The sequence below is a fragment of the Photobacterium sp. BZF1 genome, assembly GCF_014349205.1.
In the GTDB taxonomy this organism is placed as follows: domain Bacteria; phylum Pseudomonadota; class Gammaproteobacteria; order Enterobacterales; family Vibrionaceae; genus Photobacterium.
Map to the genome: position 1 here is coordinate 1 of NZ_JACSOF010000120.1, position 20334 is coordinate 20334.

A 20334-nucleotide genomic window follows, 5' to 3' on the forward strand; every position below is an offset into this window, starting at 1 on the left:
GCATGACCGCCAATACCGTATCATAATCACCCTGCTGCCAAATCAACGAGCCGATATATGGCGCGAAGGCAGAACACAGCAAGTAAGGCAGGGCCAATGAACCTGAAATAACCCCGAAATTGCTATCGCCCATGAGTTCACGCGTCACCATCGGCTTCATGATGCTGATAACGCCATAGCTGCCGCCTTGGAACAACACAAACCCTACCAATAACCAAAATTGATCGCCTGCAATGAGGAAAAGGCTAAGGGCAATATTGATACCGATAAAACAGCACAGTGTCATGGTGATTAAATTAAGGCGCCGGTCAGCGAAGATTGACACAATTCTTCCCAGTACTTGCATCGGGCCGAGCAGAGAGGCAATGAGAATCGCGGTGGCGGCAGGCACTGCACGTTCATCGAAAATAGGCAGTAAATGGCTAATCACCACGCCATGGGTTAACCCTAGCAACGAGAAACTGGTCGCGAGCAACCAGAACTTTCTATTATTGAGAAATTGATAACGAGAGGGGGCGTGTTGCGGTTTCGCGTCGCGTGTTATTGGCTGTCTGTCACTATGGGCCTGAATATAGCGGCAACTGAGATAGACCATCGGAACAGCGATGAAGATGACCGTTGAAGCGGCAGCATTGATAGCAGTCGGCAAGCCATAATGCGTCAGTAAGTAGTGGGTGGCAGGAAAACAAATTGTGCTGGCAAAACCGGCGACTAAAGTGATGACGGTAATAGCTTGTTTGGCGTTACCGAGGCGGTAACGGATGAGAAAGGCAAAGCAGGGCTCGTAGAGACACCCAGCCATCGCGACACCGATACCAAGCCATAGCAAATAGAAGCCCGTCAGGGTTGTGACATGGCTCATTGACCACAGCAGAGCGCCGCCGATAAAAGAACATACGGTAAGCATCAACGGCCCATGACCTCGGTCAATAAGTCTGCCTGCTAGAGGGGAGAAGATTGCTGATACGGCAATGCCGAGGGTAAAAGCCAAGGTGAGATCAGAGCGGTTCCAGGCAAATTGAGTTTCCCATTCCAGCAAGGTGGCGGGGAAAAGGTAGTACAAACTAGCCCATAGTAAGGTTTGTGCTGTGGCGAGCAGGATAGTGGCGTAAGTCATGGTAGTCCTGAATGAAAAAGCGACGGGGTTAATTCACTCGATAAGGGTAGCGGATAAATATTAACCATTTATTATTCTAGAATAGTGGAAATAATTGTGGTTGAAATCTTATCGACTCAACGGATGCACTCTACAGACAAAGCAATTACGTTGCGGACAAGGGCTGAGGGAGGAGAGCAGAGAAGGTAAGTGAATTGGTGCTGTATGGAATCATGGCTACCTTCAGAAGCGCTGAGAACACTCAGCAGGTAACCATGATATAGGGGGAACAGTTCAGAGCTTAGCCTAGCAACCAAGCCTTAACCTCAATAGAGGTCAGTTCGTTGCCGATCAGGCGCAAGCCGGTAGCATCTTGAGCGGTAAATACACGTGCTGTCATGACATACTCGCCCTGGTTGATAAAGATCTCCAGCGATGAGTTGTCAGTAAGGAGCTGCATTTCGACATCACGTTGCTCAAGCCAAGGAAGCTCTCGGATCGTTTCACCATCCGTTGGCTGGGCATGGGTGCGATCTAAGCGGATCATCTGCTGATCGGCATCAAGGATGATGTCACAGTATTCGTTGCCATTATCCATGACGCGGAGCGTCGTTTGTCCAGTCGATGGCCAAGGTAGGGTGGTCTGTAGCTCAAAGCTCTTGCTGCCGAGATTTACCGGACAACCGCCCTTACTCGTGCTGAGCTCAAAGCGCTGCATTTCACCACGAAGTTGTTGCAGCTCACGGGCTGGTTGTTGGTAAAGCTTACCGTTTTGCCAAGATAGTTCCCTCAAGCAAGTAAGCTGGTGGACCCACTGATCTGCAACACTTGGCTGGTCGATTTCATCGGGCAACCCCATCCAACCCACCATCAAGCGACGGCCGCCCGGTGCTTCGGTCGATTGCGGTGCATAGAAGTCAAAGCCGTAATCGAGCGTTCTGAATTCTGATAGGCCAAGCTGGTCGTTGTCATTCAACGTAGCCTGCAGGTAGCCATTATGGTGTGGGATGTTATGGTGCTTGCTCTTTGCTTCAATACCTTGCGGGCAGATAATCGCGACCCGTTGCTCACCAAGCTCAAATAGATCAGGGCATTCCCACATGTAACCGAAGTCATTTAGCTCATCGCCGGCCAGTGAGACAAACTCCCATTGGCGTAAATCGGTCGAACGGTAAATCGCCAAGCGGCCAAGCAGTTGTTTGTCGGCTGTTTCTTGTTGGGCCCCCAACAGCATCAACCAATGATCGCCATTTTTGACCAGTTTCGGATCGCGGCAGTGCGGCGTGACCGATGGCGGCAGGCTGTCGATCACCGGGCCGTGCTTGGTGAAATGAATTCCATCTTTCGAGGTCGCAAGGCATTGAGTGGTAATACGGTCACGTTGTTCGCCGATACGGACATTACCGGTGTAGAACAGCATCAACTCTTCTTCGGTACTGACAGCATGGCCGGAGAAAACGCCGTGACTGTCGAACCAGTCAGATGGGAACAGGGCCATTGGCTGGCTTTGCCAGTTAACAAGATCGGTACTGGTGACATGAGCCCAGTACTTGTCTTTGTGGACACAACCAAACGGGTAGAGTTGGTAGAACAGGTGGTATTCACCATTGTGATAGGTGAAGCCGTTAGGATCGTTGAGTAAGCCCTGTGGTGGGGCAATGTGCCACACAGGACGGTGTTGCGATTCGGTCGTTTCACTGACATTCACCAGCTGTTGGCGCTGGTTTTGCTCGATGATTCGGCCAAGTCTATCCCAGTCTGCGTTGCTCAACGGTGTTTCCGGCGTCCAAGAAATTTGATTGAGGTTGCTGTGAAAAGGCATTACTCGTGCAAGGTCTGAACGGAGCTCCGGGTTCTTTAGCTCCAGAATCACCTGTTGCTCGACACGCAGGGCGCGCAAGAGATTATTGGAACCGCCGCAGGCAGCAAGGATATCTGTCAGAGTCATGGATGCGAGACCTTAAGCTGAATTTGCTTGTTGAATTTCGGGAACGTTCCAAAAATACATAAAAGGCAGCATTTAAGGCAAGGGGAGTTGTGAAATTACTCCCCTTTATGAAGAAAACTGTGCGTTTGATCGCTTTTTGAGGCAGGAAAACGAAGGAAGGTGTTTAGGCGCTTTCGCGAGGTACCCAGTCAAAGCCCAGTACCAGTTTGGAGACTTGGCTGCGGCCCTGTTCAATGATTTCCAGCAGCATTTTGGCAGCATTGTTACCCGCAGGTTCGAAGCCGTAGGCAAAAGTAGAAAGACTAGGAGAGACGACTGCAGCCATTTCGTCATTACCGACGCCGATCACCTTGATATCTTTTCCGGGCACCAGACCTGCGGCAGTGATAGCTTGCATCGCACCGATTGCAATTCGGTCGGTAGCACAAAAAACACCATCAACTTGTTGATTACTTGATAAAATATCAGTCATCTCCTGACGGCCAGAAGCAATTGAAAATTGCCCTTGGCTATGGAACTTGGCTGGCTTGGCTGCCAAATGTTTGAGGGCCGTCGAGAAGCCATCAAAGCGTTGCTGGTCAACAGCGATATCATCGCTTTGTACCCCGAGGAAGCCAACATGCTTACAGCCTGCTTGGGAGAGGAACTCGCCGGCACAATAGCCGACCCGGTAGTCATCGTGGATGACACTGGGGATATTGAAACTCGAACCATCCTGGCCGATCAGAACCACCGGTGCCTTGGAGCGCTTGATAGCAGTGACCAGCTCATCATCGATATGAGTGGCAAACATCACGATACCTTCAACCCGCTTTTGGTTGAATAGCTCGATATATTGCAACTCCTTGCCTGCCTGCAAACGGCTGTTGGCGAGCAATACCTGCTTGCCAGCCTGTTCGAAGATCTCGCTTAGTCCATCGACCCCCTGTGACGTGGCATTGGAGGCGACACGTGGAACGATGATTCCTATCAGATTGGTTTTATTGGACTTTAAGTCTTTTGCTACTTGGTTAACAACGTAGCCGCACTCTTCAATTGCGCGTTTTACTTTGACTTTGGTCGCTTCTTTAACGCCATATTCGTCGTTGATCACCCGGGAAACCGTTGATTTCGATACCCCGGCAAGTCGGGCTACATCGTGTAGGCTTGCCATACATAACTCCTTGGTTACCCATGATGATCCAGTAAATTAGGGATGCATTGCAATCTCTGTGCTTTGGATAAGCCCTTTAGAGTGAGCTTGATCACATTTGATCGTGCTGGATAGCCATATTCATCGATCCCTCTCACAGTCAGCAAAGCAAAGCTTGACGCCAGCTTACTCGATCGTGAAAACTATTTCGGTAACGTTCCCGAAAATAAACCAAAAGGTTTAAACCGTAAGTTGGCAATGTGAGCAGTCCCAACACCTGCTAGGCCTTATGGCGCACTTTATGACTTACCGGGAAGGGCAATGATTTTAATAACATGTACCCATAATCAGCAGACATGCTGGGGTGGAATTTAAATTTCTGAGCGTGAAGAGTATTCGCGACGGGGGTAGAAAGATGGACTTTCCGGTGATTGCCAAGCAACTTATTGAAAAGCTTGGTGGAAAAGACAACATTGCAGCGGCAGCACACTGTGCAACACGTTTGCGTTTGGCCTTGCACGATGAGAGCAAAGCCGACTTGAAAGCAATTGATGATATCGAAGGGGTTAAGGGTCAGTTTCAGGTGGCTGGTCAAATCCAGGTGATCTTTGGCTCGGGTATCGTTAACCAAGTGTATGCGGCGATGACTGCAGAGACCGGCCAGACAGAGATGTCGACTAAAGACGTGGCTTCAGCCGGTGCGCAGAAGCAGAACGTGGTTCAGCGTGCAGTGAAGGGGCTATCTGATATTTTTGTGCCGATCATTCCGGCGATTGTCGCGGGTGGTCTGTTGATGGGTATCTTCAACCTGTTGACGGCACAAGGTCTGTTTATTGATGGCCAGTCTTTGATTGAAGCCTACCCGGGAATGTCTGATCTGGCGTCGATGATTAACACGTTTGCCAACGCCCCATTTGTTTACCTCCCTGTTTTGCTGGCATTCTCGGCATCTAAGAAGTTTGGCGGTAACCCTTTCCTCGGCGCTGCCCTAGGTATGCTGATGGTTCACCCTGATCTCCTGAATGGCTGGGGCTTCGGCGGGGCTAGTGTTAGCGGCAACATCCCGGTATGGAACATCTTTGGTTTTGAAATCCAGAAGGTGGGTTACCAAGGCTCGGTACTGCCGGTTCTGGTATCGGCTTTCATTCTTGCCAAGGTTGAAAATGGCCTGCGCAAAGTGATCCCGTCGGTATTGGATAACTTGTTGACCCCGATGCTGGCGATATTTATCACTGGATTCCTGACCTTTACGCTTGTTGGTCCTATTACTCGCGATGCGGGTTTCCTACTTGGCGATGGTCTTAACTGGCTGTATGAGTCTGCTGGCTTTATTGGTGGGGGCCTGTTCGGTCTGGTCTACTCGCCGTTCGTTATTACCGGTATGCACCACAGCTTTATCGCGTTTGAAACCCAGTTGCTTGCTGATATTGCGGTAACAGGCGGTACTTTCATCTTCCCAATTGCGGCAATGTCCAACGTGGCACAAGGCGCAGCTTGTCTGGCATTTGGCTTGACGACTAAAGACAACAAAGCCAAGGGGATTGCGATGCCGTCGGGTGTGACAGCACTGCTGGGTATTACCGAGCCTGCCATGTTCGGTGTGAACCTGAAATACCGCTACCCGTTTATTGCTGCGATTATTGGTGCGGCTATCGCAAGTGCTTTCATTACCCTGTTCAAGGTAAAAGCAACGGCATTGGGTGCGGCAGGTTTGCCGGGCATTATTTCTATCGACCCGAACTCGGTGATGTATTACATCGTAGGTATGTTGATATCCTTCGGTGTTGCCTTCAGCTTGACAGTGCTATTTGGTTTGAAGCAAAAGAAAGCAACGCACAAGGCGGTAACGGCCTAATATAAAACAGTAAAATTGAATGACTAAAAGGGTGGGCTGAAAAGCCCACCCTTTTTGCGTGAAGGCCATAGCAAGCAGGGCTCGGTTTTTCGGTTTTATTTGTTTTGCGGTCAAAATGATCAACATACCGTCATCAATTCAACATGTAGCGTAATTAGAATCGGCGCCATTGTGTCTGCCAGAGGGGAACCTCTGGCTTTTTTGTGTCGTTATCCATGAATCATACATACACCTTAAAATCGACTCTCACCAAATCATTGCCGATTGCTATCCCGGTTGCGCTGCAAACATTGCTGGTGGCGTCCCGTCAGTTGGTTGATGTCACCATGCTGGCCCAACTTAGTCCGCAAGATGTTGCCGCGGCAGGGTTGGCCGCACGTATCTTTAATATCGCCACTATTGTATCTATCGGATTGGCTACTGCGGTGGGTATATTGGGGGCCCAGTACTTTGGCGCCAATAACAGGGAAAAATTGCGACAATTGTCAGGCAGTTCGGCTCTACTGACTTTGCTGATCAGCTTTGCTTTGACCTTAGCTCTATCTTTCCCTCACTTGGTGGTTAAGTTGGGGAGTAGCGACCCGCAACTCATTGCTGCGACGTCGGATTACCTTCGTATTGTTGCGATTAGCAGTTTGGCGATGACAACCACATTGTGCGTCTCGACGTTGTTGCGTTCCATTCATGTCACAACTCCCATTTTGTTTATTGCAGCCATTGGGTTCGCGGCCAATATCATGCTCAATAAAATACTGATATTCGGTTTTGCAGGGATCCCCGCGATGGGACTAAAAGGGGCGGCGATTGCAACAACTGTAAGCACCTTTGCTGAAATGCTCCTCGTGCTAGCATATACCCATAAACGCCAACGCTGGTTGCTGGCGACATGGCAGACTATTAAGTCAGCCTGCCAGGTTGCGGTGTTGGCGCCGGTGTGCAAGTTGGCGTTGCCGATAGTGATTAACAGTGTGGTGTTCTCTGCTGGGGTCTTTGGCTATCACGCGATGGTCGGTAAAATTTCAACGGATGATTTGGCGGTATTTAGCCTGATTTCAACCATTGAGATGACCGCCAATTTTGTCATTATGGGCTTTGCAATGGGGATTGCGGTATTGATCGGCAATGCAATTGGTAACAAGAATGCCGAAGCTGTTAGGCAATTGTCTCGTTACAGCACCTATATTGCACTTGGTGTGGGGGTGATGACTGCATTGGTCGCTGTTGTTGGCCTGCCAAACAGCCAAAGCGTGTTTACCAGTTTTACCGCTGAGCATTTTGAACAGTTGAATCAACTCTTACCGCTATTGGTGGTCTTTCTGATCCTTAAGGCGTTGACCATTACTTTGGTTTGCGGTGTACTCCGCGCTGCCGGGGATGTGAACTATTGCCTCAAGCAAGATACTTGGTGTCTTTGGGGAGTCGGCTTGCCGTTAGCCTTTTTCTTTACCTTTGTCCTTGGCTTGGGGATCTACTGGGTATTGGTCGCCATGTTGATAGAAGAAGTACTGAAAACCTTGTTCAGCTATTTGCGGATCCAACGCGGCCGGTATTTGGTCGAATTGGCATAGCTAGGCGTTGACACCTATTACATCTTAAAAAGGCTGCATGTGAATAGCAGCCTTTTCACTGTCAGAGGTTTACGATGCTTGAGCTATTTGCTCTGCATTGTCACTTTCGTCAGATTCCATACGAGCCCCGATCACCGCTCCCGTTAACGCAATGACGGTTGAGGTGACCATCGCGATAATCATCGGCCACAGCGACACGCCGCCTAGCATTGCCGCCAAGGCACTGACACCGGCACCGACACCATATTGAACCGCACCCAGAAGTGCTGAAGCAACACCTGCATTCTTACCGTAATAGCGCATGAAGCAAGCGCTTGAGTTGGCCATAATGCCGCCATTTGCCGCAATGGAAATGACGAAGCCGGGCACGATAAACCACAAACTTTCAGGTGCAATGAGATGGCTAGTGATTAATACCACGCCACCGACAAGTTGCAGGCTCAGGAAAACTTTGAGCAAAGTAGACGGCTCATAGGTTCGCAACAGAAAGGTGTTGGTTCGGTTGATAATCACGATACCGATGACATTAGCAATAAAAAGCCCGGAGAATAGCTCGGCAGACACGCCGAAATGTTCGATATAGGCCAAAGGCGCACTGGTAATGAAAGTCATCAGTACCGCGTAGCCGAATGCCTGGGCCACCAGATACCCTAACGCCCGACGCTCTTTAATGACGGAGAGGTATCCACCTGATCCTTTCTCCTTTTTCGCCGGTTTCGCTTTTGGCATCACCACCATGGCATTCAGTGCCACCATCGTTGAAAGGAAACAGAGCAGATAGAAAATCCAGTGCCAGCTCTGAGTACGAAGGATCAAAGTACCGACCGTCGGCGCAAGAGAAGGGGCCAGCATCATGATCAGCGCAATGAGAGAAAACAACCGGGCGGCTTCTTTGCCAACAGCGTTGTCCCGGATGGTAGCAGGCACACCGACAACAGCAATACCGCCGCCTAGCGCTTGTACTACTCGCCATGCCCATAGCATTTCCAACGACTCCACACCCGCCATCATGAAACTGCCGGCAGCAAAGAGCAACAAACCGGCCACCATGGTTGGTTTACGGCCCAACTTATCAGACAGAGGCCCACCGATCAGCTGACCGATAGCCATTCCGAGGACATAGATACTGACAGTAACGGCTACCAGCGAGGTGTTTACGCCAAGATCGCCGGCAATGATAGGGATCGCCGGTAGATAGCTATCAATCGCAAAAGGTGAAAGGGCAAAAACGGCGGCAAGCAATAGCAACAAGGAAGTGGGAATGTGTTTATTCATAGAGCCTCTTATTTATCTTTCTGGAAAGATAATATCTAGCATTTGTCTTTCCAGCAAGATATATTTGACGGGTTAGGAAGGAGAGAGCCGATGGCAAAACAAGAAACTATCGCCAACATATTGAAAAACATCGAACAAAACTGGCCAGAGTCATTCGAGAAATATTCGCCGCCGAAGCTGCGGATCCACCGCCTTCACGACTACTTTCAGCAAGATTTGGAAAAAGTGATTAGCCAGCATGCACTTCAGCATGCCGATTTTGGTGTGTTGACCACCTTGAGAAGGGCTGGTGAGCCATTCTGTCTCTCACCAACCGAACTTTATAGCTCGATGCTGCTGAGCTCGGGGGGATTAACCAAAGTATTAGCGCGGGTGACAACGGCAGGGTTGGTCGAACGAGTAGATAACCCGGAGGACAAGCGCAGTAAGTTGGTCCAGCTCACCGAAGCTGGCCGAGTATTAATAGATGGCATCATTCAGGAGTTACATCTTGTTGATCAGCAACGCCTCAATGTTCTCAGCCAGGAAGAGAAACAACAGCTTGATGGGTTGCTGGAAAAGATGCTGTCTGCTTGGGAGTAGCTTGGTTTGTGTTTGCGGTATCTTCTAAGCTTTGTATACTGCCCGCAACGCACATCTAGCTAAGACAAGATTATGATTATTCTGACGACAAATTTTGGCGATATCGAAATTGAACTGGATTTTGATAAAGCGCCGGTGAGCTCAAAGAACTTCCTGCAATACTGCAAGGATGGATTCTACGAGGGCACGATTTTCCACCGTGTTATTGATGGCTTCATGATTCAAGGTGGTGGCCACATTCCGGGTATGAAAGAGAAGCCAACTCGCGACCCGATTGTTAACGAAGCCAACCGTGGCCTTAAGAACAAAGTTGGCACCATTGCCATGGCCCGTACCGATGCGCCGCACTCGGCAACATCGCAGTTTTTCATCAATCTAGAAGATAACGACTTCCTCGATTTCACCGCGACGACCAACCAAGGTTGGGGCTATGCGGTATTCGGTAAGGTCACTGCGGGTATGATGGTGGTTAACAATATCGGCAAAACGTTGACCATGACCCGCTTCGGTCATGAAGATGTGCCACTGGATGACATCATTATCGAGAAAGTGACTATCAAGGAGTCATAATCCTATCTCAAGCGTGATGCTAGAAGAAAGCCACCTGAGATGAAGGTGGCTTTTGTGATTATAACAGGGTAATTGAGCCTACTGAGATCAGTAATACTTCATCGCTGTTGCAACGGATTCGCCAACATGAATTTTGGCTTTGTGTTTCAACAACACAGCTTCAAGTGCAGCCAGCGTCTGCAGAACCGCTTCTTGGCGGGCGTTGTACCCCATAGTACCGATGCGCCAGATTTTGCCTTGCAGTGGGCCGAACGAAGTGCCGATTTCAATACCAAAACGTGTTAGTAGCTCTTGGCGGATCAGCTCTCCGTCGACAGTATCAGGGATATAGACGCCCACAACATTGTTCATCTTGTAATCCCTGTCACCAAATAGTTTGAGTCCCATAGCTTCAAGCCCTGCGGCCATCGCATCACCGGCTTGCTTGTGTCGGGCAATCACATTAGCTGGGCCTTGCTCTAGGAAGATTCGAGCACATTCCCTTGCCGCATATAACATTGAAGTGGCTTCGGTATGGTGGTTCAGCCTCTCTTCTCCCCAGTAATCGAGGATCATAGGCAGGTCAAAATAGTTGGACTGGATCATCGCCTCTTCACCATCGACATGGTGTTGTGCGCGGATACCTTTTTCAACATGTTTACGACGGTTGATTTGCTCGACAAATTGAGGGCTTAGGGTCAGTGGTGCACTGCCAGAAGGGCCACCAAGACATTTTTGCAGGCCTACTGAGACAGCATCAAGGTGCCAGTCGTCAACCAACAGTTCATTACCGGCTACTGACGCTGTTGCATCACAGTAATAGAGCACACCATGACGCTTACAGATCTCACCAATCTCTGCCAGTGGCTGGTTCATGGTGGTGGAGGTATCACCTTGAACAGTGGCAACGAGTTTTGGTTTGTCACGTTTGATAGCGTCCTCCACTTGCTGGGGATCACACACCTTACCCCACTCAACATCAATCGTGGTGATTTTAGCCCCTGTACGATGGGCTATTTCACTAAGTAGATGGCCGAAGCGACCAATAACCGGAATCAAGACTTTGTCTCCCGGCTGGAGGATTGAAACTAGCACTGCCTCAATACCGGCCCTTGCCGTGCCGTCAATCAACAGGGTTTCTGGGTTTTGGGTGTGGAAAACCTGACGGTACAGCTGCTGGGTCTGGCGCATATACTCAGTCATGACAGGATCGTACTGGCCAATCAGCTGGCTAGAGATAGCCTGATGAACCCTTGGGTAGGCATTGATTGGACCTGGCCCCATCAGAAGACGCTGGGGCGGATTCAGGGTTTCAAAAAGATCGTAGTTAGTCGTCATCGATTGTGAACTCCTAGAAATTATAATTTGCTTCCACTGTGACAGGCCCAAAGCTTGTTCTCTGTTCACAATTATTGCGGCACATGGATTGAGAATATAAGGATTACCATTGAGGCGTCATTGATTAAAGTGGAAATCTGGTATTTTTATAAAAACTTTTGATAATCAAATCAAGATTAAAAATTAGAGATTAAAAAAAGGAAGCGGAGAGAGGATTTCTGCGCTTCCTAGAGACGTGATTTATTTAATCAATGGTCACGAAAGATAATTACAAGGCAATATCACGGTTACAGTCTTTAGAGTAAATGTAGCTTAGCGGCTCACCTCGGCCAGTTGCGTAACAGGCCTGTGGGACATACGCTGCCATAAACAGGTAGTCACCTTTTTTTACCGGTATCCAGTTATTATCAAGGTTATAGACACCCTCACCACTGAGAATGTAGGCACCATGCTCCTGGACATGGGTTTCGATATAGCCATGGCTCGCCCCAGGAGAAAAAGTTAGGACATGGAAATTCATGTCAAAGCCCAGATCTTTGGGAAGCAGATCTTCAACAATCACATTTTCCATTCCTTCGTAATGTACTTTCTCAAGCTTATCGCGGTGACTGACGACCAAATGGGGCTGGTAGCCTGAAATCGGCTGGTACTTGCGCTTGTAAAGGAACCCTTGGCTGTCTTTACCTTGGTTATTGTTCTCTAACTTTAGTAATGTTCCTGGTGGGCAATAGAGATAGCCTCCAGCGGTGAGTGAATGACGTTGTCCATCAGCCTCGACCGTCACTTGACCAGAGATTACATAGAAAAAAGTTTCAATCTCTTCGCCGCCAAAACCTGCGCGGTTGTTTCCCCCGTCATGTAGGGTGATCAGGTAGTCAACAAAGGTTGCCCCGAGTTGTGGTGAGGAAAGGATTGTCAGATCGCAGTTTTCAAAGCCAGGTACAACATTTTTTACCAATCCATCCGGTGGTAAAATAGCAAAATTATTTTTTTTAATCACGGCTCGGGTAGCCAAAAGATCGTTCGCATATCCCGTATTATTGTTTAAATATCCCATGATTTTCCTCGAACAGAAGCTAAAAAAAACGGGCCCGGAAGGAGTGGACCCGGTTAACAGTAAGCTGTGTTGTTGACAGGTAAATAGTATCCAACTACGGCAATAAAAGTGTGATCTAAGTACACCAATAATAACTGAAAGGTTTAATTTTATGCTGGCTGATAAATTAATTAAATTTGTTTTATAAAGCATGAATAAATGGCTTTTTTCTGGACAGTTAAATAAACCATTAATACTTTATTTATATAGGTTGATGCGTAGTCAGATATTAATTACCAAAAAAGATAAAGTGGGTGAGCGATGGAAAAGAAACGAATTGTGATAGCTTTAGGTGGTAATGCAATGCTTAAACGAGGTGAGGTGTTATCAGCAGAAAACCAGCAGCGTAATATCAATATGGTTGCGGCTTTGATAAAAAGTATTGAATCGGATTACGACATCACCTTGGTGCACGGGAACGGACCTCAGGTTGGCTTGTTGGCTTTGCAAAATGCAGCCTATGATGCCGTGCCCGCCTATCCGTTGGATAATTTGGTTGCCCAAACCCAAGGCATGTTGGGGTACATGCTGATGGAAGCCCTGACTGCAGAGGGCATGCAAGATGTGTCTTGTTTACTTACTCGGGTTGAAGTGTCAGGCAATGATCCGGCTTTTGCTGAACCTACCAAGTATATCGGTCCTGTTTACTCACCTGATCAACAAGCAGAACTTGAGAGACAGTATGGCTGGCAGATGAAGCAAGATGGCCAGTATGTTCGCCGGGTTGTGGCATCACCGAAGCCGATCCAAGTACTTGAGGCAAGTACTGTCGTTAGCTTACTAGAGCAGGGTAATACCGTTGTGTGCGGCGGCGGCGGTGGGATGCCAGTTGTCTATAACCAAAACGGCTACAAAGGTGTTGAAGCTGTTATTGATAAAGATCTGGTTGCAGCAATGCTAGCGGAGCAAATAGGGGCAGATCACCTGATGATCCTAACTGATGCCGATGCCGTTTATCAGCACTGGGGCACCCCACAGCAAAAAGCATTGCGAGATGTGACGATCAGCCAATTGCGTCCGTTTGCTACCCCAGATGGCGCTATGGGCCCTAAAGCCGAGGCGGTTATTCAGTTCGTTGAGCGTACAGGCCAAGTGGCATTTATTGGTGCCCTTCAGGACGTCGAGAAAATATTGGTTGGAGAAAAAGGCACATGTATCAGGCCTGCCTGTACACATGCCCCTGCCGAAGCATTAGCGGTGTGATTGATCAATATTTTTTAAGAAACCCTGGATTATCGGGTCGTTGTTAGTAAATAGGTCGATAATCCACTGGGTCACTTCACCTCTGGAATCCTGTCGCCAGCCAATAGAAAGCGGTGATGGGGTCCGGCTCCACTGTACTTCTCTCTCAATGAGCTTTCCTGCATCAATCAAAGGTTTGGCCAAGTTTTTCGGCAAAAAGCCAATGCCAGCACCATTGATGTGGCAAGCGACCTTGGTTGCGAGATCCGGCACTTTAATCTCTTTTTGGTCACGTAGAAGCCAGGCTGTACGCTTGTTGATATGCTGCGAGGTATCTTCAATGTTAATAGCAGGGTGATGCCTTAACTGTGATTCCTTTAGTGGCGGCTTGAGTGTTGCCAGCGGGTGATTGGGGGTGATGGTAAAGCTCCAGCTTAGTTTGCCCAGTGGTTGTAGCTCCACCGTGTTATCTATGGTGTCGAGCCCGGGTACACCGATCGCTAAGTGGTAATCATTGTTGAGCAAATCATCCCAAACCCCCATATAAACAGCATTTGAGATATTGATCTGGGTGAAAGGGAAGGCCTCATGAAGGGCAAGGGTCAGCTTAGAGACTGATTCTTGGTCAAACAATAAGTTATTAATAACAATGTTTATTGAGCGCTCGACCCCATCAGCTATCTGACGCAGCTCATCGGGCATACTCTCCATCCAGTCGAGCCATTTTTGGCATTGGCTCAAAAGGTGTTCACCTGCTTGTGTCAGGTTGACACTACGAGTCGTACGGGTAAAAAGCTGCGTATCGACAGCATCTTCTAGTACCTTGATCCGATAACTGATGGCAGCCGGTGTTTTATGGAGTTCTTCTGCGGCTTTGGAAAAATTGGCATGTTCTGCCACTTTCATAAATGACCGGATGGTTTCCCTGTCTAGCATGTCGATCCCTTGGGTTAATCGTTTCCACTCTTATATAAATCAATTGTGCCATAAAAACCTGAAGCAGGGTCGAATATTAATAAGGATGTATTAGGAGAACTGTAACCAAGTGCTTTTTTAAAATAACCGCTTTATTAGAAAATTTTTCTTGGTAGACAACGCCCATCAAACCTGTTTAATCAATATTGATTGAACGATGATTGGGTTATTTTTCAAAATATTAAAACAATAATTTGGGTGTGATACTGCTCAATATTTTGTTGTTTCGGCTGACTTAATCTTGAAATAAAGACAGGGTTTGCGGTTGCAATAAAGCGCTTACCCACCGTCAGTGATTATGTGATGAAAAGGTGGTCATAGATGATCCAAGCATTTTTAAAAAAGGGGTGTTTCCAGGACTCAGTCAGCCTGATGTTAATATCAAGGCAATTGAGCAATGGAGAGACTGTCGAAGAGGTGTCCGTGATGATGGGGACACCAGCCAATAAATCGCTGCTTGAAAATACCGGTTTATGGCACCCTCTGTTCGATGATGCCACCCCCAATGATATCTGTGTCGCTATTCGTCCAACACCGGATGCTGGTGATGTGTCGCAAGGCATTGCCGAACAACTGGATAACGCGCTGGCGTCTGTGGCCCAGTCTGCTGCAGGAGGCAAGCGGCTTGATGTTGTCCGCCGTTGGCCAACGGCTCTGGCCAAACAGCCTGAAGCCAATTTGGCGTTGATTTCTGTTGCGGGTGAATATGCCGCTGATCTTGCCAATGAAGCATTGGATAATAACCTCAATGTTATGCTGTTTTCCGATAACGTCCCGGTAGAGTCTGAAGTTGCGCTCAAAGGAAAGGCGGCTGAAAAAGGGTTACTCGTAATGGGGCCTGATTGTGGTACGGCCATGGTTGCGGGCTCGCCTCTAGCCTTTGCCAATGTTATGCCAGCTGGCCCTATTAGTATTGTTGGGGCATCTGGTACAGGGATCCAGGAGCTAGCTTCACAGGTGTGTTTGGCTGGTCAAGGGATCACCCATGCTATTGGGCTAGGTGGTCGCGATTTATCAAAGGATGTCGGTGGGGCCAGTGCCTTAAGTGCCCTTAATATGATAGAGCAAGACCCGGATACCAAAGTGGTCGCTTTTGTCTCTAAACCGCCAGCGCCTGAGGTCGAACAAAGTGTTATTGCAGCAATGAAAGCAATGACCAAGCCGGTAGTCGCACTGTTCTTGGGGACTCGCCGGACCGTTAGCCGAGAAGGCAATGTCTTTTTTGCCAATAGCATTGCTGATGCAGCAAGGTTAACCGTGATGCTGGCCAATGTCCGCCAGCTAGTGCCAAATTCTCCTCAAGCTGAAAGTAAACATATTCTGGGCCTGTACACTGGGGGGACGCTTGCAGCAGAGGCGGCAATGCTGACTGCAGAACAACTTGGCCTGGCGGTGGACGAAGCACACCATCAGGGCGTTATGCTTGATGCAAAAGGCCACCTTATTATTGATTTAGGTGACGACCACTACACCCTTGGCCGCCCGCACCCAATGATTGATCCCACCACTCGTAGTTTGGAAATTGAAAAGCGCGCCAGCGACGAGCAGGTTGGTGTGTTGCTGCTGGACGTTGTTATTGGTTATGGCGCAACTGCTGATCCGGCAGCGGCAGTGGTCGAAGCGGTAGAGAATGTCAGGCAGCAACGGCAAACCCCACTGCATGTTGTCGCAACTGTTACCGGTACTGAGGCTGATCCCCAGCAACGGTCAAAACAAATCGAGTCTTTGGTTGACGCAGGGGTTTTGGTCGTCAACACCCTGGAAGAGGCTGTTTTGCTATCAGAAGCCTTGCTCGAAGAGCAACCGCAGGCAAGCGAGGGTGAGTGCCCGTCACTGTTAACGGGTATTAAGGTCGTCAATGCAGGTCTGCGTAGTTTTGCCGACGACCTACAGTCAGCGTCGACGCCAGTCGTGCATTATCAGTGGGCCCCCATCGCCGGCGGAAACGCGAAATTGGCCAGTCTATTAAAACAAATGCAATAGGGAACTAAACATATGTATTCATCGATTAATGAAGCCAACGCTGCCGTGCTAGACAAAGTAAAATCCGCTCGCCCTTTCTGGGTGGATGTGACGTCAGCTGGCGAAGTGATCCCTTGGCTTGCTGAAGGTAAGCACCTGTTGCATGCTGGACCAAATATTCAATGGGACGAAATGACCGGCCCAATGCAGGGAGCCTGTGTTAGTGCTTGCTTGTATGAAGGGTGGGCGAAATCAGATACTGAAGCTATGGCTATGCTTGACGCTGGCGAAGTGAAGTTTAGCCCTTGTCATCACCATAATGCGGTAGGCCCGATGGGCGGGATTACTTCGGTTAATATGCCGGTTATCGTGGTAGAAAATAAGGCTGGAGGTAACTTTTCTTACTGTAACCTCAACGAAGGCATTGGCAAAGTCATGCGTTTTGGTGCCTACGGTGATGAAGTTCAGCAGCGCCTTCACTGGATGCGTGAAGAGTTGATGCCGGTGCTCAAAGATGCACTGGCGCATACCGATGGCGGTGTAGATCTTGGTGCAATCATGGCTCAAGGCATTACCATGGGTGATGAATTCCACCAACGTAATATTGCCACCTCGTCATTATTGTTAAGAACTATTGCCCCAAGCATCGCTTGTGTCGATGCGAACAAGGATGTCTTGGCCCGAGTCTTCAACTTCCTGAGTGTGACAGATCAGTTTTTCCTCAACCTCGCGATGGCATTCTGTAAATGTGCGATGGACGCAGGAGCAAGTGTTAAAGCCGGCTCAATCGTAACGGCAATGACCCGCAACGGTAAGGATTTTGGTATTCGAGTCAGCGGGTTGGGTGACCAATGGTTTACTGCTCCGGTGAATACTCCAGAAGGTTTGTACTTTACGGGCTATTCCCAAGAACAAGCCAACAAAGATATCGGTGACAGTGCAATTACAGAGACCTACGGTATTGGCGGGGCAGCAATGGTTGCAGCGCCAGGAGTGACCCGCTTTGTTGGGGTTGGCGGTGTTGATGTTGCGCTGGATGTTTCTGAGGAAATGGCAGAGATTTTTGTCGAGCAGAATTCGCTGTTGCAGATCCCGTCATGGAATTTCCAAGGTGCATGCTTGGGACTGGATGTCCGCCATGTTGTAGAGACAGGTATTACGCCAATTATCAATACCGGTATTGCCCACAAAGAACCTGGTGTTGGCCAAATTGGGGCAGGAACAGTAAGAGCGCCGCTAGCATGTTTTGAAAAAGCACTAGAAGCCCTTGCAGATAAACTGGGTCTAGAAGCTGAATAGCATTTGTCCGTAGTCGTTAATACCGGTAGAGGCTCATCTATGGTACACCAAGCGTTAGCTTTCAGTGAGACTGCACCTTCAATCCCCGGTAGTTTGCAATTTGCAGGTGCCGGAAGTAAGGCGATTAACTTTCTCACGGAAGATAATAAAGTATTGACCCTTCACCTCTTTGGAGAAGGGGTGAGCCCTTCTGGTTGGTCTATCTCTGGTCCGGTATTCAGGCATATTAGCCAATTAGCCCCTAAGGCCAGTAAGATGCGATTGCAAGACAGTGGGATCTGTATTGATAAACTCCATTTAGCAAAAGGGAAAAATGGACTTTGGTTAAAAGCAGCAAACAAAACAGAGCTCACATTTGAATTGCTATCTCAGTTTCTTTGTCTGCAGGAAGCGCAAACTGGTTTATATGGTCCACTAGGCGATTTAGTGCAGTCTGGCGATATCAGCGCATGTTTTCCTGTCCTAAAACCTCTTAAATGTTGGTTTGAAGGGCGAGAGCCTGATTGGCAGGGCATTATTGGTGCAGGGCCGGGTTTGACACCTAGCCACGATGATATGTTGGTGGGGATGCTGGCTTGCGCTTACTCTATCCCGAAATTTAGGGAAAAGGCGCCGGCGTTATTGCCTGCTTCACTAGATTTAGACTACTGGACGACTTCAGTCAGTGCTGGCTACTTGAGTCAGGCGAGAAATGGTTTCTTTTCTGACTCATTATTAGCTGTTATTGATTCATCGCCAGACACACTTTATGACAATGCCGGGCACTTTTTGAGTCATGGCCATTATTCCGGTGCCGATACATTATTGGGTATGTGGCTATTCTTGAGCCTTTATCATCACCTCTTCAAGTAACTTCAAGCTGTTTGATGCACAAACTATACAAAACCTTTTAATGATAATTTGAAGATAAACAGAAAAAATCTTCTAGTTAACTGGGGTATTTGTGGATCACAAAATAAATTGTTTCACTGGCTATTATGGGATAGCAAAAGCCACACCTTATTGGCCTGTGACATCGTGAATTTAGTATGGAGTAATATATGAACCTTTCTATCTCTCAGCTTCATCAATTAATGAAAAATAAATTTACCCTGGCGGGGTTAACTGATGAACACGCCGACATAGTTGCTGACGTTCTTGCTTTTGCTGATGCGCGTGGTGTCCATTCTCATGGTGCAGTCCGCGTTGAATATTACTCCGAGCGTATTTCTAAAGGTGGTATTAATACCGCACCACACTTTAGCTATGAAGAAACAGGACCATGTAGCGCAGTGTTTGATGGGGACAATGGTGCTGGCCATGTTATCGCCAAGTTGGGGATGGAAAAAGCCATTGATATGGCCAAGGCGAAAGGTGTGGCAGTCGTTGGTATGAAACGCATGAGTCACAGTGGAGCTTTGGGGTATTTCACCAAACAAGCGGCCGAACAAGGGCTCGTAGCTATCTCTGTTTGCCAGTCTGATCCTATGGTTGTGCCATATGGTGGCAGTGAGGTGTATTACGGCACGAACCCGATAGCATTTGCCGCGCCAGGTCCTGATGGTAAGGCTATTAACTTTGATATGGCCACCACCGTTCAGGCGTGGGGTAAGGTACTGGATGCTCGTTCTCGTAACAAAGAGATCCCAGAGTCTTGGGCGGTAGACGGTGATGGTAATTCAACCACCGATCCCCATGCAGTTCGTGCCTTGGTGCCTATTGCAGGGCCTAAAGGTTATGGCCTGATGATGATGGTTGATATTTTGTCTGGTGTGATGTTGGGCCTGCCATTTGGCCGTAATGTTAGCTCAATGTATGAAAACCTTTCCGAAGGGCGTGAGCTTGGTCAATTACATATTGTTATTAATCCTGAGTTTTTCACCACCAAAGAGTATTTCATCGATGCGATCGCCCAGACCATGCAGGACATCAGTGGAATTCGCCCAGCACCGGGTTTTGATAAAGTGATGTACCCTGGGCAGAGAAGCGACGCTAAAGCTGAAAGAGCAAAAGAGAATGGTGTGGAAATTGTTGATGAAATTTATCAATATTTGATTTCTGAACATATCTACATTAACTCTTACGATCATAAATCGGCATTTAATGGATAGTTTTAAACAGTAACAAAATAAAAATAGTGAAGAGAATACCTATATCGATACAAACAGCCTGTCATAAACACAAACTTGAAAGAATATAAGGATTGAATAGATGGAGCTATTAAAAAGTAAGGTAGAAGAGACCTCGAAGAAAATCACACAGTATGGGTATCAGGAAGGAGCTGGTATGACGCGCTTGCTTTATACCGAAGAGTGGTTAGCAGCACAGAATACTTTCTTGGATCTATTCGAAAAAAGTGGTTTGCAGGCTTATTCAGACGATGTGGGTAACGTTTATGGCCGCTTGGAGGGAATGGAGTACCCTGATCAGGTCATTATGTCAGGCTCGCACATAGATACCGTCGTTAACGGCGGTAATCTTGATGGTCAATTTGGTAT

At 48.2% G+C, this 20334-nt stretch carries 16 protein-coding genes and 1 pseudogene; 10 read left to right on the forward strand and 7 right to left on the reverse strand.

From position 1 onward, the window contains the following. From BIZ37_RS22075 to BIZ37_RS22085, 3 genes are all read right to left on the reverse strand, one after another. A partial coding sequence (locus tag BIZ37_RS22075) for an MFS transporter (RefSeq protein ID WP_187463350.1) occupies window positions 1-1117 on the reverse strand: 1117 nt, incomplete at its 3' end. A 280-nt stretch (window positions 1118-1397) separates the two neighbouring features. Further along, window positions 1398-3044 (reverse strand): sucrose-6-phosphate hydrolase, encoded by a 1647-nt coding sequence (locus tag BIZ37_RS22080; RefSeq protein ID WP_187463351.1) that lies wholly within the window; start codon window positions 3042-3044, stop codon window positions 1398-1400. A 163-nt stretch (window positions 3045-3207) separates the two neighbouring features. After that, window positions 3208-4197, reverse strand: coding sequence for a LacI family DNA-binding transcriptional regulator (locus BIZ37_RS22085; protein ID WP_187463352.1), 990 nt, complete (start codon window positions 4195-4197; stop codon window positions 3208-3210). 394 nt (window positions 4198-4591) lie between these two features. On the opposite strand from BIZ37_RS22085, the gene BIZ37_RS22090 reads away from it, so the two are divergent. Together BIZ37_RS22090 and BIZ37_RS22095 are read left to right on the forward strand one after the other, a co-directional pair. Continuing rightward, the gene (locus BIZ37_RS22090; RefSeq protein ID WP_187463353.1) at window positions 4592-6031 is read left to right on the forward strand and encodes a sucrose-specific PTS transporter subunit IIBC; all 1440 of its coding nucleotides are present in this window, start codon (window positions 4592-4594) and stop codon (window positions 6029-6031) included. A 215-nt stretch (window positions 6032-6246) separates the two neighbouring features. Continuing rightward, a complete protein-coding gene (locus BIZ37_RS22095) occupies window positions 6247-7599 on the forward strand; it encodes an MATE family efflux transporter (RefSeq protein ID WP_187463354.1) in 1353 nt (450 codons plus the stop codon). A gap of 69 nt (window positions 7600-7668) precedes the next feature. Here the strand turns inward: BIZ37_RS22095 and BIZ37_RS22100 are convergent, their stop codons facing one another. Next, entirely contained in the window at window positions 7669-8874 is a 1206-nt protein-coding gene (locus BIZ37_RS22100; protein WP_187463355.1) for a multidrug effflux MFS transporter, read from the reverse strand. Window positions 8875-8964: 90 nt separating this feature from the next. Here BIZ37_RS22100 and BIZ37_RS22105 point away from each other — a divergent pair, with 90 nt between their 5' ends. Together BIZ37_RS22105 and BIZ37_RS22110 are read left to right on the forward strand one after the other, a co-directional pair. Continuing rightward, window positions 8965-9456 (forward strand): MarR family winged helix-turn-helix transcriptional regulator, encoded by a 492-nt coding sequence (locus tag BIZ37_RS22105; protein WP_187463356.1) that lies wholly within the window; start codon window positions 8965-8967, stop codon window positions 9454-9456. Window positions 9457-9528: 72 nt separating this feature from the next. After that, the gene (locus tag BIZ37_RS22110; RefSeq protein WP_187463357.1) at window positions 9529-10026 is read left to right on the forward strand and encodes a peptidylprolyl isomerase; all 498 of its coding nucleotides are present in this window, start codon (window positions 9529-9531) and stop codon (window positions 10024-10026) included. 87 nt (window positions 10027-10113) lie between these two features. On the opposite strand, the gene BIZ37_RS22115 is transcribed toward BIZ37_RS22110, so the two are convergent. Together BIZ37_RS22115 and allE are read right to left on the reverse strand one after the other, a co-directional pair. Next, complete coding sequence (locus BIZ37_RS22115; protein WP_187463358.1) at window positions 10114-11343, reverse strand: alanine--glyoxylate aminotransferase family protein; 1230 nt, start codon at window positions 11341-11343, stop codon at window positions 10114-10116. A 268-nt stretch (window positions 11344-11611) separates the two neighbouring features. Continuing rightward, window positions 11612-12400: a (S)-ureidoglycine aminohydrolase gene (gene allE, locus BIZ37_RS22120; RefSeq protein WP_187463359.1), complete on the reverse strand. Its 789-nt coding sequence runs from the start codon at window positions 12398-12400 to the stop codon at window positions 11612-11614. A gap of 300 nt (window positions 12401-12700) precedes the next feature. On the opposite strand from allE, the gene BIZ37_RS22125 reads away from it, so the two are divergent. Further along, a complete protein-coding gene (locus tag BIZ37_RS22125) occupies window positions 12701-13642 on the forward strand; it encodes a carbamate kinase (protein WP_187463360.1) in 942 nt (313 codons plus the stop codon). Here BIZ37_RS22125 and allS read toward each other — a convergent pair. After that, on the reverse strand, window positions 13631-14557 hold the full coding sequence (gene allS / locus BIZ37_RS22130) for an HTH-type transcriptional activator AllS (RefSeq protein WP_187463361.1): 927 nt from the start codon (window positions 14555-14557) through the stop codon (window positions 13631-13633). The two genes, BIZ37_RS22125 and allS, sit on opposite strands and share 12 nt — an antisense overlap. 360 nt (window positions 14558-14917) lie before the next feature. Between allS and fdrA the strand changes: the two genes are divergently transcribed. The 5 genes and pseudogenes from fdrA to BIZ37_RS22155 all read left to right on the forward strand — a co-directional run. After that, the gene (gene fdrA / locus BIZ37_RS22135; RefSeq protein ID WP_187463362.1) at window positions 14918-16579 is read left to right on the forward strand and encodes an acyl-CoA synthetase FdrA; all 1662 of its coding nucleotides are present in this window, start codon (window positions 14918-14920) and stop codon (window positions 16577-16579) included. A gap of 12 nt (window positions 16580-16591) precedes the next feature. Next, window positions 16592-17857, forward strand: a complete 1266-nt coding sequence (locus BIZ37_RS22140) for a DUF1116 domain-containing protein (RefSeq protein ID WP_187463363.1) — start codon at window positions 16592-16594, stop codon at window positions 17855-17857. A 39-nt stretch (window positions 17858-17896) separates the two neighbouring features. Further along, entirely contained in the window at window positions 17897-18709 is an 813-nt protein-coding gene (locus BIZ37_RS22145) for a DUF2877 domain-containing protein (RefSeq protein WP_187463364.1), read from the forward strand. 188 nt (window positions 18710-18897) lie between these two features. After that, window positions 18898-19947 carry an ureidoglycolate dehydrogenase gene (gene allD / locus BIZ37_RS22150; RefSeq protein WP_107297319.1) on the forward strand — a complete coding sequence of 350 codons (1050 nt, stop codon included), beginning with the start codon at window positions 18898-18900 and terminating at the stop codon, window positions 19945-19947. 100 nt (window positions 19948-20047) lie between these two features. Further along, window positions 20048-20334, forward strand: a pseudogene (locus BIZ37_RS22155) (allantoate amidohydrolase); the annotation flags it as partial.

Excerpts from the sequence above, each read along its gene's own strand:
- BIZ37_RS22100 (WP_187463355.1), bottom strand. The coding sequence starts at position 8,874 with ATGAATAAACACATTCCCACTTCCTTGTTGCTATTGCTTGCCGCCGTT.
- BIZ37_RS22090 (WP_187463353.1), top strand. The coding sequence starts at position 4,592 with ATGGACTTTCCGGTGATTGCCAAGCAACTTATTGAAAAGCTTGGTGGA.
- BIZ37_RS22085 (WP_187463352.1), bottom strand. The coding sequence starts at position 4,197 with ATGGCAAGCCTACACGATGTAGCCCGACTTGCCGGGGTATCGAAATCA.
- allS (WP_187463361.1), bottom strand. The coding sequence starts at position 14,557 with ATGCTAGACAGGGAAACCATCCGGTCATTTATGAAAGTGGCAGAACAT.
- BIZ37_RS22145 (WP_187463364.1), top strand. The coding sequence starts at position 17,897 with ATGGTACACCAAGCGTTAGCTTTCAGTGAGACTGCACCTTCAATCCCC.
- allD (WP_107297319.1), top strand. The coding sequence starts at position 18,898 with ATGAACCTTTCTATCTCTCAGCTTCATCAATTAATGAAAAATAAATTT.
- BIZ37_RS22125 (WP_187463360.1), top strand. The coding sequence starts at position 12,701 with ATGGAAAAGAAACGAATTGTGATAGCTTTAGGTGGTAATGCAATGCTT.
- BIZ37_RS22110 (WP_187463357.1), top strand. The coding sequence starts at position 9,529 with ATGATTATTCTGACGACAAATTTTGGCGATATCGAAATTGAACTGGAT.
- BIZ37_RS22115 (WP_187463358.1), bottom strand. The coding sequence starts at position 11,343 with ATGACGACTAACTACGATCTTTTTGAAACCCTGAATCCGCCCCAGCGT.
- BIZ37_RS22140 (WP_187463363.1), top strand. The coding sequence starts at position 16,592 with ATGTATTCATCGATTAATGAAGCCAACGCTGCCGTGCTAGACAAAGTA.
- BIZ37_RS22095 (WP_187463354.1), top strand. The coding sequence starts at position 6,247 with ATGAATCATACATACACCTTAAAATCGACTCTCACCAAATCATTGCCG.
- BIZ37_RS22105 (WP_187463356.1), top strand. The coding sequence starts at position 8,965 with ATGGCAAAACAAGAAACTATCGCCAACATATTGAAAAACATCGAACAA.
- allE (WP_187463359.1), bottom strand. The coding sequence starts at position 12,400 with ATGGGATATTTAAACAATAATACGGGATATGCGAACGATCTTTTGGCT.
- BIZ37_RS22080 (WP_187463351.1), bottom strand. The coding sequence starts at position 3,044 with ATGACTCTGACAGATATCCTTGCTGCCTGCGGCGGTTCCAATAATCTC.
- fdrA (WP_187463362.1), top strand. The coding sequence starts at position 14,918 with ATGATCCAAGCATTTTTAAAAAAGGGGTGTTTCCAGGACTCAGTCAGC.